15 protein-coding genes are annotated in these 16,582 nt (G+C 71.1%); 2 read left to right on the plus strand and 13 right to left on the minus strand.

The genetic code is table 11. From position 1 onward, the window contains the following. Positions 1-4: 4 nt before the first annotated feature. From Q4V64_RS48215 to Q4V64_RS48235, 5 genes are read right to left on the minus strand one after another with little or no spacing between them, the layout of a single operon-like run. On the minus strand, positions 5-1,072 hold the full coding sequence (locus tag Q4V64_RS48215; protein WP_124444408.1) for an NAD(P)-binding domain-containing protein: 1,068 nt from the start codon (positions 1,070-1,072) through the stop codon (positions 5-7). A gap of 42 nt (positions 1,073-1,114) precedes the next feature. Beyond that, positions 1,115-2,254, minus strand: coding sequence for an LLM class flavin-dependent oxidoreductase (locus tag Q4V64_RS48220; RefSeq protein WP_124444409.1), 1,140 nt, complete (start codon positions 2,252-2,254; stop codon positions 1,115-1,117). 1 nt (position 2,255) lies between these two features. Then, positions 2,256-3,281, minus strand: a complete 1,026-nt coding sequence (locus Q4V64_RS48225) for an ABC transporter substrate-binding protein (protein WP_124444410.1) — start codon at positions 3,279-3,281, stop codon at positions 2,256-2,258. A 42-nt stretch (positions 3,282-3,323) separates the two neighbouring features. Further along, the gene (locus tag Q4V64_RS48230) at positions 3,324-4,067 is read right to left on the minus strand and encodes an ABC transporter ATP-binding protein (RefSeq protein ID WP_124444411.1); all 744 of its coding nucleotides are present in this window, start codon (positions 4,065-4,067) and stop codon (positions 3,324-3,326) included. Then, complete coding sequence (locus tag Q4V64_RS48235; RefSeq protein ID WP_124444412.1) at positions 4,040-4,924, minus strand: ABC transporter permease; 885 nt, start codon at positions 4,922-4,924, stop codon at positions 4,040-4,042. The genes Q4V64_RS48230 and Q4V64_RS48235 overlap by 28 nt, the downstream gene beginning before the upstream one ends. Positions 4,925-5,263: 339 nt before the next feature. On the opposite strand from Q4V64_RS48235, the gene Q4V64_RS48240 reads away from it, so the two are divergent. After that, positions 5,264-5,686: a YjbQ family protein gene (locus Q4V64_RS48240; protein ID WP_124444413.1), complete on the plus strand. Its 423-nt coding sequence runs from the start codon at positions 5,264-5,266 to the stop codon at positions 5,684-5,686. A 6-nt stretch (positions 5,687-5,692) separates the two neighbouring features. On the opposite strand, the gene Q4V64_RS48245 is transcribed toward Q4V64_RS48240, so the two are convergent. From Q4V64_RS48245 to Q4V64_RS48265, 5 genes are all read right to left on the minus strand, one after another. Further along, entirely contained in the window at positions 5,693-6,469 is a 777-nt protein-coding gene (locus Q4V64_RS48245) for a hypothetical protein (protein WP_124444414.1), read from the minus strand. A 68-nt stretch (positions 6,470-6,537) separates the two neighbouring features. After that, entirely contained in the window at positions 6,538-7,350 is an 813-nt protein-coding gene (locus tag Q4V64_RS48250) for a hypothetical protein (RefSeq protein ID WP_124444415.1), read from the minus strand. Then, positions 7,347-10,301: an RHS repeat-associated core domain-containing protein gene (locus Q4V64_RS48255; RefSeq protein ID WP_253267378.1), complete on the minus strand. Its 2,955-nt coding sequence runs from the start codon at positions 10,299-10,301 to the stop codon at positions 7,347-7,349. The genes Q4V64_RS48250 and Q4V64_RS48255 overlap by 4 nt, the downstream gene beginning before the upstream one ends. Before the next feature lie 178 nt (positions 10,302-10,479). Then, positions 10,480-10,665 (minus strand): hypothetical protein, encoded by a 186-nt coding sequence (locus Q4V64_RS48260; RefSeq protein ID WP_124444417.1) that lies wholly within the window; start codon positions 10,663-10,665, stop codon positions 10,480-10,482. A gap of 100 nt (positions 10,666-10,765) precedes the next feature. Further along, a complete protein-coding gene (locus Q4V64_RS48265) occupies positions 10,766-10,972 on the minus strand; it encodes a hypothetical protein (RefSeq protein ID WP_253267379.1) in 207 nt (68 codons plus the stop codon). A gap of 539 nt (positions 10,973-11,511) precedes the next feature. Here Q4V64_RS48265 and Q4V64_RS48270 point away from each other — a divergent pair. Further along, on the plus strand, positions 11,512-12,912 hold the full coding sequence (locus Q4V64_RS48270) for a cytochrome P450 (protein ID WP_124444419.1): 1,401 nt from the start codon (positions 11,512-11,514) through the stop codon (positions 12,910-12,912). A gap of 80 nt (positions 12,913-12,992) precedes the next feature. On the opposite strand, the gene Q4V64_RS48275 is transcribed toward Q4V64_RS48270, so the two are convergent. From Q4V64_RS48275 to Q4V64_RS48285, 3 genes are all read right to left on the minus strand, one after another. Further along, on the minus strand, positions 12,993-13,997 hold the full coding sequence (locus tag Q4V64_RS48275; protein ID WP_124444439.1) for a sugar kinase: 1,005 nt from the start codon (positions 13,995-13,997) through the stop codon (positions 12,993-12,995). 102 nt (positions 13,998-14,099) lie between these two features. Continuing rightward, the gene (locus tag Q4V64_RS48280) at positions 14,100-15,152 is read right to left on the minus strand and encodes an L-idonate 5-dehydrogenase (RefSeq protein WP_253267380.1); all 1,053 of its coding nucleotides are present in this window, start codon (positions 15,150-15,152) and stop codon (positions 14,100-14,102) included. Next, the gene (locus Q4V64_RS48285; RefSeq protein WP_124444420.1) at positions 15,149-16,543 is read right to left on the minus strand and encodes an MFS transporter; all 1,395 of its coding nucleotides are present in this window, start codon (positions 16,541-16,543) and stop codon (positions 15,149-15,151) included. The genes Q4V64_RS48280 and Q4V64_RS48285 overlap by 4 nt, the downstream gene beginning before the upstream one ends. Positions 16,544-16,582 lie beyond the last annotated feature (39 nt).

Here is a 16,582-nt window from a genome sequence, read left to right on the forward strand (position 1 = left end):
GACATCACGCGGCGACCGCCTCCTCGGCCAGCAGCCTCCTGATGTCACGTACGGCCGCACGCCCCGCCCGGTTGGCGCCGATGGTGCTCGCCGACGGGCCGTAGCCCACGAGGTGGATCCGCGGATCGGCGACCGCACGGGTGCCGTCGACGCGGATGCCGCCACCGGGCTCGCGCAGCCTGAGGGGTGCCAGATGGTCGATGGCGGCCCGGAATCCGGTCGCCCACAGGATGACGTCGGCGTGCACACGCCGTCCGTCCCGCCACTCCACCCCGTCGGGTGTGATCCGGTCGAACATCGGCAGGCGGTCCAGGACACCGTCCGTCAGCCCCTGCCGGATCGCGTCGTTGAGCGGCAGCCCCGTCACCGAGACGACACTCTTCGGCGGCAGTCCCTGCCGTACCCGCTCCTCGACGAGCGCGACCGCCGCCCGGCCCGCGTCCTCGTCGAAGGGGCCCTCGCGGAAGACGGGCGGCCGCCGGGTCACCCACGTGGTGGCCGCCGCATAAGGGGCGATCTCCAGCAGGTGCTGCGTGCCGGACGCGCCCCCGCCCACCACCACGACCCGCTGCCCGGCGAAGTCCTCGGGCCCCGGGTACTGCGCGGTGTGCAACTGCCGTCCCCGGAACGTCTCCTGGCCGGGGTAGCGCGGCCAGAACGGCCGGTCCCAGGTGCCGGTCGCGTTGATCAGCGCCCGCGTCGACCAGTCCCCGGCCGAGGTCTCGACCAGCAGCCGCCCGTCCGCCCCCTCGCGCACGGCACGGACATCGATGGGCCGCCGTACCCGCAGGTCGAAGGAGCGCTCGTACGTGTCGAAGTACTCGGCGATGACCTCCGAGGACGGCCGCGCCGGATCGGCGTCCGTGAGTTCCAGGCCGGGCAGCGCGTGCATGCCGTGCACCTTGCCGTACGTCAACGACGGCCACCGGTACTGCCAGGCGCCGCCGGGACCGGGGGAGTGGTCGAGCACGACGAAGTCGCGTTCCGGCTCGAATCCGGTGCGGCGCAGGTGATAGGCACCGGCCAGTCCGGCCTGGCCGGCGCCTATGACGACTACCTGGATGTTGTTCACGGTTCTACTAACCGCACCGGGTGCGTGGATCTTCCCGACAGATCAGCGCCCGCCGGCCACGAGGACCGGCGCACCGGTAGGCGCACTCTCGACCAGCCCTCGGGCCGCCAGCTCGGGTATCACACCCTCCCCGAACCAGTACGCCTCCTCCAGGTGCGGATACCCGGAGAGCACGAAGTGCTCGACGCCCAGCGCGTGGTACTCCTCGATCCGGTCGGCGACCTCGGCATGGCTGCCCACGAGGGCGGTGCCCGCGCCGCCCCGGACGAGACCGACGCCCGCCCACAGATTCGGGTAGATCTCCAGCTCGTCGCGGGAGCCGCCGTGCAGGGCCAGCATGCGCCGCTGGCCCACCGACTCGCTCCGCCCGAGCGCCGCCTGCGCGGCCGCGACGGTGTCCGCGTCGAGGTCGTCGAGCAGCCGGTGCGCGCTCGCCCACGCCTCGGCCGACGAGTCGCGCGAGATCGTGTGCAGCCGGATCCCGAAGCGGACCGTGCGGCCCTCCCGCTCGGCGAGCGACCGGATCCAGTCGATCTTCTCCTTGACCTGCGTCGGCGGTTCGCCCCAGGTCAGATACACATCCGCGTGCCGGGCCGCGACCGGCCCGGCCGCCGCCGACGAGCCGCCGAAGAACAGCTGCGGCACCGGGTCCGGCGGCAGCGCGGTCAGCCCGCCGTCGACCTGGTAGTGGGTGCCGTGGAAGTCGTACGGCTCCCCGCGCCACACCCCTCGTACGACCGACAGGAACTCGTCCGTACGGGCATACCGCCGGTCGTGGTCGAGCCGGTCGCCGAAGCGCCGCTGCTCGGCCGAGTCGCCGCCCGTGACGACGTTCAGCAGCAGCCGGCCGCGCGTGACGCGCTGATAGGTGGCCGCCATCTGCGCGGCGAGCGTCGGCGAGACAAGCCCCGGCCGGAACGCCACCAGGAACTTCAGCCGTTCGGTGTGCTGGGTGAGCGCCACGGTCGTCAGCCAGGCGTCCTCGCACCAGGTGCCGGTCGGCGTGAGCACCGCCTCGAAGCCCAACTGCTCGGCGGCCTTGGCGATCTGGGCGAGGTACTCGATGTCGGGCGGACGCACCCCGCGGACCGGCCCGGCCTGGTTGGGCCCGTACGCGTGCCGGTCGACGAGGGTGCGGCCGTCGCCGCCCGTCGGCAGGAACCAGTGGAGATGGACGGTCATGTCACGAGCCTTCCGAGGGGCGGGGCGTGGTGGTCGACGGCGGGAGGTCGCCGTTGAACCGTGGGTCCGTGAAGTCGGCGAAGTCGACCTTGCGCGGGATGAGCTTCAGCTGGGTGAAGGTGTCGGCGATCTCCTGCTCGGAGGCGATGAGCGGCTTGTCGACCGCGACCTCGATCCGGGTGGTGTACGTGCGCTTCACCGCGGCCAGCGCCACGTCCTCGGGCAGCCCGGTGTCCTTCGCCCAGACCTCCGCCCACTCCTGCTCGTGGTCGTACACCCACGTGTAGGCGCGCCGCAGCCGCTCCAGGTAGTCCTTGACGGCGGCGGTCTTCTTCTTGTCCGCAAGCGCCTTGGGCGCCGCCACCTGGAAGGTGAGCCCGTTGGTCACTCCGTCGCCCGTGGTCAGGACACGACCCTGCTCGGCCTTGAGTACCTGCGAGGTGTACGGGTCCCACACCGCCCACGCGTCCACCTTGCCGGAGGTGAACGCGGCCAGTGCGTCGGCCGGCTGGAGGTACTTGACCTTGATGTCGCTCGGGCTCAGCCCGGCCTTCCTCAGGGAGGCGACCAGCTGGTAGTGCGCGGAGGAGCCCTGCGCCACGGCGACCGACTTGCCCTTCAGATCCGCGGGCTTCGTCAGCTTCGAGTCGTTCGGTACGAGGATGGTGTCGCCCTTGGACGTGCCGTGCCAGGCGGCCACCACCGAGATCTTGGAGCCGGCGCCGGCCGCGAAGACCGGCGGGGTGTTGCCGACGCCGCCGATGTCGACGGCGCCCGCGTTGACGGCTTCCAGCAGGGGCGGGCCGGAGGTGAAGGTGGACCACTTGATCTTGTAGTCGAGATTCTTGAGTTCTCCGGCGGCCCGCAGGATGGCCTCGGAACCGCCCTTCTGATCACCGACGTTGAGCGTGAGAGAGCCACTGCCGTCGGTGTCTCCACCCGCCGAGGCCGCCGAGTTGCCGCCGCAGGCGGTCAGGAGCAGGGCCAGGGGGAGGAGCAGCGCTGCGGGGGCGAGGCGTCGTCGCATGGTGGATCCGTTCTGGTGTACTGAGGGTGGTGGAAGGGGAGTTCAGGCGGCTTCGGCAGCGGTGTCGACGCCCAGGCGTTCCAGGAGGTCGGAGCGCAGCTCGGCGAAGCGGGGGTCGGTGATGTCACGCGGCCGGTCCAGGTGGATTTCCCGCTCGTGCGCGATGACACCGTCGTCCATCACCAGGACGCGGTCGGCGAGGAGGACGGCCTCCTCCACGTCGTGCGTGACGAGCAGCACGGCGCACCCACGGCGCTGCCACAGCTCACCCACCAGACGCTGCGCCTTGATCCGGGTGAGGGCGTCGAGGGCGCCGAACGGCTCGTCGAGCAGCAGCAGATCGGGCTCGCGGACCAACGCCCGGGCAAGCGAGGCACGTTGGGCCTCGCCGCCGGACAGGGTCTTGGGCCAGGCGTCGGAGCGCTGATCCAGGCCGACCTCCTTCAGGGCCCGCTCGGCGACGGCGCGCTCGGGCTTGCCCGGCAGGCCGAGCAGCACGTTGCGCCACACCTTCTTCCACGGCATCAGCCGCGGTGCCTGGAAGGCGACGGCCTTGCGGCGGGGTACCAGGACGGTGCCCTCGATGTCCCGGTCGAGGCCGGCCAGGATGCGCAGCAGGGTGGACTTGCCGCAGCCGCTGCGACCGAGCAGGGCGACGAACTCGCCCGGGCGGACGTCGAGTTGAAGCTTGTCGATGACAGCGCGGCCGTCGAAGGAGCGGGTCAGCCCCTCGACCCGCACGGCATACGGTGTGGTGGTCACCGGCCGGTGAACGTCGGTCGCCATTGCAGCAGCAGCCTTTCGAGGGAGCGGACGACGAAGTCGGCCAGCAGGCCGAGGAAGGCGTAGACGATCAGGCAGACCACGATGACGTCGGTCCGCAGGAAGTCCCGCGCCTGGACCATGAGGAACCCGATGCCCGAGTCCGCGTTGACCTGCTCGGCGAAGACGAGCGCGAGCCAGGCGATGCCGAGGGAGTACCTGAGACCCGTCATGGCCCCGGGCAGCGCACCCGGCAGGACGACATGCCGTACCAGCCCCCACCGCGAGAGCCCGAGGGACTCCCCGGCCTCGATCAGCTGGGCGTCCACGCCGCGGATACCGGCGTACACGTTGAGGTAGAGCGGGAAGGTCACGCCGAGGGTGATGATGGCGATCTTGGGGGCCTCGCCGATGCCGAACCAGATGATGAGCAGCGGGATGAGTCCCACGAAGGGCACGGTCCGCAGCATCTGGACGGGAGCGTCCACGAGGTCCTCGCCTTTCCGGAACAGGCCCGAGACGAGGGCGAGTCCGGTGCCGACGACGGTGCCGAGCAGCAGTCCGGCCGCCACGCGCCGCAGCGAGGTGCCCATGGCGGAGGGCAGCGAACCGTCGGCGATCAGATCTCGGCCGACTTCGGCGATCCGGCCCGGCGAGGCGAGCACGTCGGGGGTCAGCACGCCGGTGCTGCTGAGGAGTTGCCACAACGCCAGCAGCAGGAGCGGGCCGGTGGTGCGGCGCAGCCAGCGGGGGGCGCGGGTACGGCGGGAAGGGGTGGGGACGATGGGTTCGAGGCCGGGCGCCGACCGGAGGTCGACAGGCTTGGATATTTCCGAAATATCGGGTTCGGAAGAGCCGGGCGGGGCATGGCTGATGCTCATGAGTGCTCCACGGGGAGGAGAGCGGCCGGTGAGGAGACACGCCTGGGCGGCGCCGCCACGTCTCAGCTCAGGGATGAGTCAGACGTGCAGGTACGGCGGGGCGGAGCAGGCGGGAGAGAGGTGAGAGGGCGTCAGCGGCCGCGACGACACGCGGCGGAGGCCACCCGCAGCAGGTCGATGTGACCGCGCGTGGTGAGCAGGGCTGAACGCAACATGTGCCCGAAAGTAGCCAGATGGCGTGGCCACGGTCAATGGTGTCTCGCGGAGTGGAACCCTCGTATCAGGCGCCGGGCGGAAGGATCGCGTGTGAAGCGCGGCGCGTGGGTCAGTATGGGAAGCATGTCAGACGCTTTCACCACCCGAGTCCTGAACGTGGCCACCGGTTCCACGGAACGCGTCACCGACCTCACCGGCGACTGCGAGGCCTTCCTGCGGGAGGTGGCCGCCGGTCGCGACGGCCTCCTGAACCTCTTCGTACCGCACGCCACCGCCGGCATCGCGATCATCGAGACGGGTGCCGGCAGCGACGACGACCTCCTCGCCGCCCTGCACACCCTCCTCCCGGCCGACGACCGCTGGCAGCACCGCCACGGCAGTCCCGGCCACGGCCGCGACCACGTCCTCCCGGCGATCGTCCCACCCCACGCCACGCTTCCCGTCGTCGGCGGGAGGCTGGAGCTCGGGACTTGGCAGTCGGTGTGTCTGGTGGACACCAACAAGGACAACCCCGAGCGGAAGGTACGTCTCACCTTCCTCGGCTGACGAGGTTCACGGCTTCTGCCCGGTCGGCCGGTCGGCGTAGTCCTCGACCAGGTTGCCGATGAGCGAGAGCAGGGCGTCGGCGCGGTGCCGGTCCTCGCGCTGGGCGCGCAGGGCCTGGTCCAGCGCCCGGAGCCGGTCCAGGGCGGCCGGGGCCCGGTCCCGCACCTCGTCGAGCAGCGGCGTGGTGATCAGGTCCAGACATTCGGTGAGCAGCCGACGGGTGGCGGGAGAGGGCGGGTTGGGGTCGGGGGCGGCGAACCCCGTGGTCAGGTACCGGACCGGGTCGGTCAGGCTCCAGCCGACTACGGTGCCGTGCTGGACGAGGAGGGCCACGTCGGGGGCGATGCCGATGCGGGCCTCCAGTGGCTCGTCCAGGACGTCGAGGTCGCGCAGGCAGGTGAGAACGGTATCTCCGGGGGCACGGCAGAGCTCCGTGGTCACCTCCAGGCGGAAGTCCTGGGCCTTGTCCGCGCGAAGGCCGCCCGGGTGGACGGAGGGTGTGGCGGGAACGCGGCCGGAGTCCTCGGCGTCGGCGGCCTCACCGGGCAATCGGAACCCGGCGCCGACCAGTTTCCGGCCGGCCTGGTCGAACCGGAGCTCGTCGGGAGCGTCCCACAGCCACTCCCGGCTGCCGAAAGTCTCCACGAGGAACCGCTGCCATTCCTTCACGTCCGCGTACTCCGCAATGCGCACACATTGGCCCGGGAAGTCGAAGCGCGGGGTGATGCGCACTGGATCGTCCGTCACCGTCGCATGCCAGTCGCCGTCGAGGGTGATTCTCATGGTGAATGCCGTCCGGGAAAGAGATTGCGCCCGTGCTTTTCGCGAGGGATGCGTCGGACTTGGGTTGTTCACTGCTGACTTTGGTCGGTTCCGGAGTTCCGATACGCGTCCCAGGCCGCGCGCACGGCGGTTTGGAGTCCGGCATCGTCAAGGTCGCCGGGTTCGGCCAGGTCAGGATCGACCGAGTAGTCCTCAAGAATCATGAACACCCGGTCGAAGAGAGCGCCGAGTGCGCCCTGGACCCGTTCCCCGTTCGCCCGGGAAGCGCGTCGGGCCTCCCACCAGCCATGTGCGAAGTCCGGGGCGCTGCACGTCCCGTCGGTGAACGCGTCCAGCAGCGCCACTTGCCGCGCCGCCGCACTGGTCGGGTCGACGTCGTCGAGGTGGGACCACGCCCTGTGCTCGGGTGGGTGAGCGGCTGCCACGGCCGACAGCGAGGGATGACGTTCCATGAGGGCGCGCGCATAACGGCCGAAGCGTGCACGCGCCGTATCGGCCCCCTCGCTGACCGCTGCGGCCATGAAAGCAGCGGTTCCCGCGATCAGTGCGTGGCCCGCTTCCGGGAAGAGGACGGCCCCGTGCGAGTCGGGGGTGCGGAGCAGGAAGGGTGGGCGGATACCCGTGCAATCTCCGGGGGCGGAGAGCCGGGTTGTCGTACCGGTCGGCGCACCGGGGGTGTCGGCGAGGCTCGTGCCGAGGATGTGTGATGCGCCGACAGCGCGACAGCCGGCAGTGATCCGACGGGCCAACGCCGCGTCGATCTGTGCGCCCGCAGGTACAGGGGCCACCGATTTGTCGCGCAGCCAGGACGAGGTGAAGGCGCCGTCCGTACCGAGTACGGCCCTCAGGTCCGATGACTTTTCGTTTTCTGAATCGGTCACCACAGAAACCCTTTGTCGATGATTCCCTGGAACTGTTTGTCGCCCAGTTCCCAGGCCGACCAGAATCTACCATCGGCGTGCAGCATGACCATTTTCTGGGATGCTGGATCGATGAACCCGACCGCTGGCCCCTGATTTCTGTAGTCGAAACGGTATATCTTCGTTCCGTCTGCTGTCATGTGCTCCCGCATGGCCTCTTGGAACCGCTGGAGGTTGGCCCCGTTCAGGTTGCCGGGATTGTCGAGGAAATCCCCCGCGTGAGCATGGAACTTCTTACTCATCACCTTCTGGCTGGAGAAGTCGGCCTTGTCCGCCCACGCGCCTCGAGGGCACGGGGCGAGCCCCAACGGGTCTGTCCAGGAGTATGGATTGTCGACGTAGGCGGCGGGGTTGGGCGCAGGGCCGAGCCCGAGCGGGTCCGGGGAGGTGTAGCGGCCGGTCTCGGGGTCGTAGTGGCGGAAGTGGTTGTAGTGGAGGCCGGTCTCGGGGTCGTAGTACTGGCCGGGGAAGCGGAGCGGGGTGTAGGCGCTGCTGTCGCGGGCCCAGGCGGTAGTGCCCCACAGGGTGGCCCGTGAGCGCCATGCGATGTCGCCGGTCTCGTCGATCAGTTCGGTGGGGGTGCCGATGAGGTCGGTGGCGATGGCGAAGAACCGGCGGTCGATCTCCTCCTGGCGGTCGTCAGTCGTGAGGATGCGTTCGGTCTGGGCCAAGGGGACGTCGGCATGGTGGTCCCAGGTGAGGGCGACCGTGTTGCCAAGTTCCGGTTGGTGGCTGGTCTGTTCGCACAGAATCGAGCCGTCCCAGGTGAAACGGACCTCCTCGACCACGCTCTCGCCGTCGTCAGCCAGGCGCTGTTTGGCGGTGCGGCGGCCCAGCGGGTCGTAGCGGTACCTCCACCGCGTCCCGTCGGGGGTGGTCACGGAGGTGAGACGGTCCTCCGTGTCCCACTCGTAGCGCCAGGTGTCGGGCTTGCGGGACAGACGGGTCTTCTGTCGCAGGGTGACACGGCCCAGGGCATCGTGCTCGAAACGGACGTCTCCGGCGCGGGTGATGGCGGTGCCGGTGTAGGCGCGCGGTCCGGTGGCCTCGTTGCCAGGGTGGCGGGACGGCCAGGAGGCCGAGGCCTGGTTGCCGACCGCGTCGTAGGTGTACCGCTCCGTCCAGCCGTGGGCGCGCACTGCGGTGACCCGGCCGATCGGGTCGAGGTCGAAGGTGCGGGTGCCCGACAACTGGTCGGTGACGGAGGTCGGATGGCCATCGGCGCGGTAGGTGTAGGCGCGGCTGTTGACGGTGTGCGCTCCGGCGGTGATGTGCTGCCCGGTGAGTCGTCCGGCCTCGTCCCAGGCGTAGGTCATGGTGATCGCGTCGCCGAAGACGCGGGCGAGCTCCCGGCCGGCGGCGTCGTGGGTGAAGTCGACGTGGTGACCGCCGGTGGTCAGGCGGTGCGGTGTTCCGTCGGCGCCGTAGGCGTAGGAGGTGACGTGACCGGTGGGGGTGGTGCGGCGCGTGCGGCGGCCCAGGGCGTCGTAGGTGTGGACGAGGGGACGGCCGTCCACCAGTTCGGTCTTGACGTTCCCCCGCCGGTCGTACTGGTACCGGATTTCGCTGTCCGGGCCGACCGCTTCCAGCATGCGCCCGGCCCTGTCGTAGGCGTAGGTCGTCACACGGCCGTCGACGTCCTTGCGGATCACCTGCCCGAGCTGGTCACGTTCGAACGAGATGGTTCCGCCGAGCGCGTCGACGCGGTCGGCGAGCTGCCTGGCGGCGTCGTAGTGGTAGGTGAGGGTGCGGCCGTCGAAGTCGGTCTCGGAGACGACGTCGCCGGCGGCGTCGTACTCGTAGGTCCAGGTCAGCCCTTGCGGGCTGGCGACGCGGGTGAGGCGCAGGGCGGCGTCGTGCTCGAACTCGTAGCGTGCGCCGTCGGGTCCGGTGCGGGCTACCGGCAGGTCGAAGTGGGTGTACTCGAAACGGGAGACGCCGCCCGCCGCGTCGGTGTGGGTGAGGCAGTTGCCCTCACCGTCGTAGGTCCACGATTCCGTGCCGCCGTCGGGGACCGTGCGACAGGCGAGTTGCCCGTCGGCGTGCCACTGAAGGCGGGTGACGCCGCCCGCCGGATCGGTGACGCGGACCGGGCGGCCCAGGGCGTCGCGCTCCGTGCGCATGGTGGAGCCCGCCGGGTCGGTCACCTCCACGGGCAGCCCCGCCGCGTCGCACACCACGCGGGTGGTGCCGCCGAGGGCGTCGGTGATCGAGGTGAGCCGCCCGGCCTGGTCGTACGTGTAGCGGTGGGTGGCGCCGCCCTCGTCGGTGACCGATATGCGGTTGCCGCGTTCGTCGAACTCCTGGGTCCTGCGGGATCCGTCCGGGCCCACGACCTCCACCGGCAGGCCGAATGGGCCGCGCACGGCGCGCAGCACGTTCCCGTCCGGACGGGTGGCGGACACGACCCGGCCCTCCTCGTCGTAGGAGAAGGTGGTGGTGCGGCCCAGTGGGTCCGTGCGGGACAGCAGATCGCCGCTCGGACCGTAGCGGAACCGGGTGGTGTGGCCGACGGGGTCGGTGGTGGCGATCACCCGGCAGTGGTTGTCGATGACGTGGCGGGTGGTGTGTCCGCCGGCGGTGGTGAGGGTGGTGGTGCGGTGGCCGGTCTCGGGGTCGGGTTCGGTGTAGGCCAGGGTGAGCTGGACGTGGCCGGCCTCGCCGCCCTCCGCCACGACGCGGTCGCGGTCGTCGTAGACGTAGTCGTAGCGGCTTGCGTTGGAGTCGATCCAGGCGATGACGCGGCGGCGGTCGTCGTAGACGAAGCTGGTGGTGGCTCCGGAGGGCTTGGTGACGGCGGTGAGGTTGCCGTCCTGGTAGCCGTAGCTCATCAGGGGCAGATCCGCGCCGCCCTCGCCCGCGCCGGCCAGGGACAGGGCGGTGACCAGGCCGTCGCCGACGGACAGTTTCACGTGGTGGCCCGCCGAGTGGACCAGGGCCAGCGGCAGGCCGTCCTCGCCGCGGTCGACGGTGATCGTGTGGCCGTTGCGTTCGGTGATGCCCGACAGCCAGGCCCGACCAAAAGGTCCCCGTGAGCTTCCTTGCGGGCAGATGATGGGCGGACACCTGCGAACTGCGGGGGCCGCGTGGTTAATTCCGGGTGCCGGGGACCGTGGGCGCGGTCGAGGTGGCGGGAGCTTGGGAGGTGTCCTCCGTCACGGCCGGGGCCTGGAAGGGATTCTTGTGCGGAGGCGGGGATGCCGTCGTGGCCTGGAGGGGAGTCGGCTCCGGGTCGGAGAACAGCGGGGTCGTGTCGATGAGACGTCTCGCCTTCATTGTGGGCATGCCAAGCAGAGCGGGGTGCGGAAGAACCGCTTCCGATGCCGGAAGCGGGCGACCGCCTGCTGCGCCCCGACCGGCGCGGGCGCAGCAGATCTCAGAGATTGGTCAGCTTGGTGTACGGACTCAAGATCCGTGTCTGTACCGAACCGAAATCGACGAGAACCGCGATCCCCTCCTCGATGCCGGTCACGCGGCCGAGGCCGTACACATCGTGCGTGACACGGCTTCCTACGGTGAAATGCTTGGGAGTTGGCGCGACCGGAGCCTGGAAGGGGCTGGTCGGCAGATGGCGCTTGGGCATGGGTGACTTTCTCATTGTCACCAGTATGCGCCTGCCGGACCGGCACGACGGGCGAGATGCTGCCACTTGCCATGATCGAACCCATGCCAGGAGGCCGGCCGAGGTGTGCACGATGCCGGACGGCATCGGAGATCTCGCCACGAAGTGTGTCGGGGACGGCATGCGGAGCTATGTCACCACGCGGTTCGAGCAGGCGGAGGACCGGAACGATATTGTGATCATTCCGGCAAACGCGGTGACCGTCGCCGACCCAAAATGCTCGCCACCCCGACGGAAGCCCCGCCCGCCCACAAGCCGCGCACCCGCCCGCCCACGAGCCGCGCCCCGCCCGCCCACGAGCCGCGCCCCGCCCGCCCACGAGCCGCGCCCCGCCCTTCACGAGCCGCGCCCGCGCATGCGGCCGCGCAGGTGGTCGCGCGCGCCGGGACAGCCTCGCGCACCCCTCTTCGCCCGCGGACGCGGCCTGGGGTAGGGTCCCCACCGTTTCCAGTTACCGACTGGTACGCCGGTGCGGGGAGTGTCGGAGGGGCGGCAAGACGATGGAATCCGAGTTGGGTGATGGCGGATCCGTGGACCTGGACGACACCCGGTTGGAGGCGATGACTCCTGAACCGCTGCTGACCCGGGACTACGAGACGCGTCCCTCGCTCGTCTACGAGCGGCTGAGGCAGCGGCACGGCCCGGTCGCGCCGGTCGACCTGCTGGGCGTACCCGCCTGGCTGGTCCTGGGTTACCGGGAGGCGCTCCAGGTGCTCCAGGACGACGACGGGTGGCCGAAGGGGCTGGAGAGCTGGCGGGCCCGCTCGGAGGGCCGCGTGCCGGCCGACTGGCCGCTCGGGCCGTCCCTGGAGGTCAACCATGTGCTGATCCAGGGCGGTCCCGGATACCGGCCGCTGCGGGCGGCCTGGGACGCGGCCCTCAAACCGTTCCAGGACACGCGCCACCCCCAGGCGAAGAGGCTGAAGACGGCCGTCACCGCCTACGCCGACGAACTGATCACCTTGGTGGGTCAGGCCGGCGCCACCGGCCTGGCGGACCTGTCCGCTCAGTTCTCCCGGCCGCTGCCGCTGATGGTGGCCAGCCATCTGCTCGGCTTCCCCGGTTCCCAGGGCGACGACGCGCTGATGGACATGTGGCGGGTGCTGGACGCGGGTCCGGACGCGGAGCCCGCCCTGGAGCGGCTGCTGGCGACCCTGGCCGAACTGGCGGCTATGAAGCTCAAGACGCCGGGGGACGACTTCCCGTCGTACCTGCTGGCCGCGCACCCCGACCTCTCCCTCGACGAGCTGGCCCGCGAGCTGTTCATGCTGCTGGGCATGACGTCCGACCACGTCGGCATCCTCATATCCAACACGGTGGTCGAGGTCATCTCGGGTGACGGCGGCGCGCGTGCCAGCCTGTCCGCCGGGATGGTCAGGGAGACCATGAACCGGGTGGTCATGCGCAAGCCGCCGCTGGTGAACTTCGTCCCGCGTTTCGCGGCCAAGGACACTCCGCTCGGGAACTACACGATCCGGGCGGGCGACCCGGTGTGGGTCTCCTCCGCCGCGGCGCACGCCGACCCGCTCTTCGCCGACAACGTGGCGTCGAACACCACGGTCAGCAGCCGCGCCCACCTGGCCTGGGGAGCGGGCCGCCGCCAGTGCCCGTCGCGCGAGCTCGCGTCGACGGTCGCGGCGGTCGGTGTGGGCCGCCTGTTCGAGCGGTTCTCCCACCTGGACCTGGCTCTCCCCGTCGACCAACTGCCGTGGCGTTCCTCGCCGTTCATGCGGGGCCTGCGCTCGCTGCCCGTACGGTACGAACTCGCCTCGGTGCCCGTGCGACCGTTGTCGCACGACCCGGCGTCGGAGCCGGCCGAGACGGTTCTGCCGGACCCGTCCGCCCGGCAGCGCTCATCGCTGTGGCGCTATCTGACGGGCCTGATCCGCTCCGGCCGCTGACGCGCGGTCGAGTGGCAGGGAGGACGCCGACGAGCATCCGTCTCCACTCGACTTCGACGCGGCGGCGTTCCGCCAGGACCTCAGCGCGGTGCCAAGGCGCTCCACGCGTCGTCGTCCAGGGCGAGGCACCGGTCCGTCTCGGTGCGCGGCGGCATGACGGGAACGTCGTCCCTGGTGCGCAGCGCGGCGGCGCCCGCCAGGTGGCCGAGGCGCAGCCGGGAGCGTTCGTCGCGGTCCTCCAGCACACCGGCCAGGTAACCGGCCGCGAACGCGTCGCCCGCGCCGACCGGTTCGACCACCTTGGTGGGCAGTGAGGGCACGAACGTCCGGACACCGTGGGCGTAGGAGGTCGCCCCGTGCTCGGCGTCCTTGACCACCACGACGGGTACGGAGTCGAGCATGCCGGCGATGTCGTCCGGGCGTGCGGTGCCCCACAACGTCTCCGCCTCGTCCCGTCCGACGAACACGAGGTCGGCGGCACGAGCGAGCGCCAGCAGACTCGGCGCGGCGTCCGCGCGGCCGTCGCGCCAGAGCGCGGGGCGGTGGTTGACGTCGAAGGAGACGACCGGTCCCCGCGGGGCGCGGCCGTCCCGGCCGGCGAGCAGCGTCTCCAGCAGCCGGGCGCAGCTGTCCGAGAGGGCCGCGGCGACGCCCGTCAGGTGCACGATACGGGCCCGGCGGAGCGCGGGCTGCCGGGCCAGCTCCGGTCCCATCCGCGTCGCGGCCGATCCTCGGCGGTAGTAGTGCGTGCGCGTGTGCCCCGGGCCCGGGTCCTTGAAGTAGACCCCGGTCGGACGCTCCGGATCGGTCTCGACGGCGCTCACGTCCACGCCGCGCGCGGTGAGTTCGGCCAGGATGCGACGGGCGAACGGGTCGTCGCCCAGGCGGCTCAGCCAGGCGGCGCGGTGCCCGAGTCCCGCCAGCCCGCAGGCGACGTTGGACTCGGCGCCGCCGATGGCCATGCGGAGCGCGGGCTGCTCGGCGAGCGGGCGGGCGTCCGGTGGACTGAAGACGGCCATCGTCTCGCCGACGCACACGACGTCGGCGACCTGCTCCTGGCTGTCGGTGGCGGAGGGAGGAGGCATGGGCACGGGGTTCTCCTGGCGGGCGGTGCGTGAGTACGTACGCGACGACGGGCGGCGTGTTCCGCAGGGGCGGCGAGCGGGGCCGCGCGGGCCCGCCGGGCGTCACGTCCCGGCCGCGAGGCGCAGCATGACCTTGCTGCTCCCGCTTCCCGGGTCGGCGGCGACGGCGAGTGCCTCCTCGGCCCGTGCGAGCGGAAAGCGATGGGTGATCAGCGGGGTCACGTCCAGGCCGTCCCGCAGGGCGCGCAGGGCGTCGTCGATCTCCTCGACGAAGCGGTACGAGCCGATCCAGGTGATCTCCCGGGTCACCAGGTCGCCGAGGGCGGCGGGAACGGCGGTCCCGGGCAGGTTGCCTACCTGGACGAGGGTGCCGCCGCGGGCCGTGGCCCGCAGGACCGGCCCGAGTGCGGCCGGGGCGCCGGACGCTTCGAAGACCACGTCCACGTCCTCGGGCAGCCGGTCGCCGCCGGAGAGGTCGCGGGTCTCGTCGGCGCCCATGGCGCGGGCGACGGCGAGGGAGGACGGCGCCAGGTCGGCGGCGATGACCGTGCCGGCCCGGCGGAGTCGGGCGGCGGCCACGACCAGGGAGCCGATCGGTCCGCAGCCGTTGACGAGGACCGTACGCCCGCGCAGCTCCGAAACCCGGCCGACGGCGTGCAGCGCGACGGCCAACGGCTCGGCGAGGGCGCCCTGCTCGGTGTCGACACCGTCCGGCAGCGGCCGGATCTGGGTCGCGGGGACCGCCCGGTACTCGCTGAACCCGCCGTCGGTGTGCGGGTCGAAGGCGGCCGAGCCGAAGTAGCGGACGTCCGGGTAGAGGTTGGTCCGTCCGGCGATGCGCTCGGGAAGGATGCCATCGCCGACCAGTTGGGCCGGGTGGACCGTCACGGGCTGTCCCGGGCCGAGGCCGGTGACTCCGGGGCCGAGCGCGGCGATCCGGCCCGCGACCTCGTGCCCGAGCACGAGCGGGTGCGCGAGTGCGGCCGTGCCGGAAGCCCCGTTGTTCCAGTACGCGATGTCGGACCCGCAGATCCCGCCCCACTCCATGGCCAGCAGCACCTCGCCCGGACCGCGCACGGGAAGGGCCCGTTCGTCGATGCGTACGTCGCCGGGACCGTGCACGACCACGGCCCGCATACGGGCGTCCGCCCTCATACGGCGTCCTCCAGCCGGACGAGATCCCGTCCGCGTGTCTCGGGCGCGAGGAACGCGCTGACGAAGGTGATGAGCGAGTAGACGACGAGCATCGCCGCGATGGGCCACCAGCTGCCGGTGACGGCCGTGAGCGTGGCCGCGAGGACCGGGCCGATCGCGGTGGCGAGAATCCCGCCGATCTCCTTGGCGAGCGCGAGCTGGGTGAACCGGGTGCGGGAGCCGAAGAGTTCGGCCATCGCGACGCTCTCCAGCGAGAACAGACCGAGGACACCGACGTTCAGGCCGAGGACCATGCCGAGCATCACGCCCGGTGTCGAGCCGGAGGTGATCAGCAGCATCACCGGGAAGGCGAGGACGGCGGTCAGCAGCGTGAGGGTGAGATAGACCGGGCGGCGCCCGAAGCGGTCGCCGAGCAGACCGACCACCGGCACGGTGGCGAAGCCCAGCAGCGAGCCGTACACGATCGCATCGGTGGGGACGGACCGGTCGACCGCCAGGTGGGTGGCGATGTAGCCGACGAGGAACGTCTGGACCAGCCCGGAGTTGCCCGCCTGACCGAACCGCAGCCCCAGCGCGAGGAAGAACGCCTTGCCCTTGCGCTGGCGGATACCGGCCGCCAGGACGTCGCCCTCGTGCGCGTCGGCGGTGGCGATCGCGGACTCCACCTCGTCACGGGCCAGGGCCACGCCGTCCACCACGTCGGGGCGCTCCTCGAACACCGGGCTCTCCTTGAGGCCGCGGCGCAGCCAGACGGCGAAGAGCATGAGCCCGAAGCTCAGCAGGAAGGGCAACCGCCAGCCCCACGACAGCAGTTGGTCCTCGCTGAGCACGGCGAGCAGCACGGCCCACAGGCCGGAGGCGGCGAGCGTCCCGGAGTTGGTGCCGAGCGACACCAGCGAGGAGATCAGGCCGCGCCGCCGGACGGGGGCGTACTCGGCCAGCAGCACGGTCGCCCCGGCGATCTCGGCACCCGCGCCGAAGCCCTGCACCAGCCGCAGCACGACGAGCAGTACCGGCGCGAGGATGCCGATGGTGGCGTACGTGGGCAGGGCACCGATGAGGGTCGTGGAGGCGCCCATCAGCAGGATGGTGAGGTACAGGACCTTCTTGCGGCCGATCCGGTCGCCCATCCGCCCGAAGTAGACGGCCCCGGCGAGCCGGGCGACGTATCCGACGCCGTACGTGGCCATCGCGGCGATCAGGCCGATGGCCGGACTGACGTCCGGGAAGAAGATCTTGTCGAAGACGATGGCGGCGGCCAGCGAGTAGAGCTGGAAGTCCATGAACTCCATGGCCGTGCCGAGCCAGCCCGAGACGGCGGCCCGGGCCAGGTCGCGCGTGGTGCGCTGCGTTGTTGGTGTCTGCTGAGCGGCTGTGGCGCTGTCCTTCATCGTGAACTCCGTTGTTCGGGGACTGCGGTGCGGCTGTCG

Source organism: Streptomyces sp. NL15-2K (assembly GCF_030551255.1).
Lineage (GTDB): Bacteria > Actinomycetota > Actinomycetes > Streptomycetales > Streptomycetaceae > Streptomyces.

What these genes read in the sequence shown, in the direction of transcription:
- Q4V64_RS48245 (WP_124444414.1), bottom strand. Translation starts at nt 6,469, where the DNA reads ATGAGAATCACCCTCGACGGCGACTGGCATGCGACGGTGACGGACGAT.
- Q4V64_RS48220 (WP_124444409.1), bottom strand. Translation starts at nt 2,254, where the DNA reads ATGACCGTCCATCTCCACTGGTTCCTGCCGACGGGCGGCGACGGCCGC.
- Q4V64_RS48260 (WP_124444417.1), bottom strand. Translation starts at nt 10,665, where the DNA reads ATGAAGGCGAGACGTCTCATCGACACGACCCCGCTGTTCTCCGACCCG.
- Q4V64_RS48240 (WP_124444413.1), top strand. Translation starts at nt 5,264, where the DNA reads ATGTCAGACGCTTTCACCACCCGAGTCCTGAACGTGGCCACCGGTTCC.
- Q4V64_RS48230 (WP_124444411.1), bottom strand. Translation starts at nt 4,067, where the DNA reads ATGGCGACCGACGTTCACCGGCCGGTGACCACCACACCGTATGCCGTG.
- Q4V64_RS48280 (WP_253267380.1), bottom strand. Translation starts at nt 15,152, where the DNA reads ATGAGGGCGGACGCCCGTATGCGGGCCGTGGTCGTGCACGGTCCCGGC.
- Q4V64_RS48225 (WP_124444410.1), bottom strand. Translation starts at nt 3,281, where the DNA reads ATGCGACGACGCCTCGCCCCCGCAGCGCTGCTCCTCCCCCTGGCCCTG.
- Q4V64_RS48270 (WP_124444419.1), top strand. Translation starts at nt 11,512, where the DNA reads ATGGAATCCGAGTTGGGTGATGGCGGATCCGTGGACCTGGACGACACC.
- Q4V64_RS48265 (WP_253267379.1), bottom strand. Translation starts at nt 10,972, where the DNA reads ATGCCCAAGCGCCATCTGCCGACCAGCCCCTTCCAGGCTCCGGTCGCG.
- Q4V64_RS48235 (WP_124444412.1), bottom strand. Translation starts at nt 4,924, where the DNA reads ATGAGCATCAGCCATGCCCCGCCCGGCTCTTCCGAACCCGATATTTCG.
- Q4V64_RS48275 (WP_124444439.1), bottom strand. Translation starts at nt 13,997, where the DNA reads ATGCCTCCTCCCTCCGCCACCGACAGCCAGGAGCAGGTCGCCGACGTC.
- Q4V64_RS48285 (WP_124444420.1), bottom strand. Translation starts at nt 16,543, where the DNA reads ATGAAGGACAGCGCCACAGCCGCTCAGCAGACACCAACAACGCAGCGC.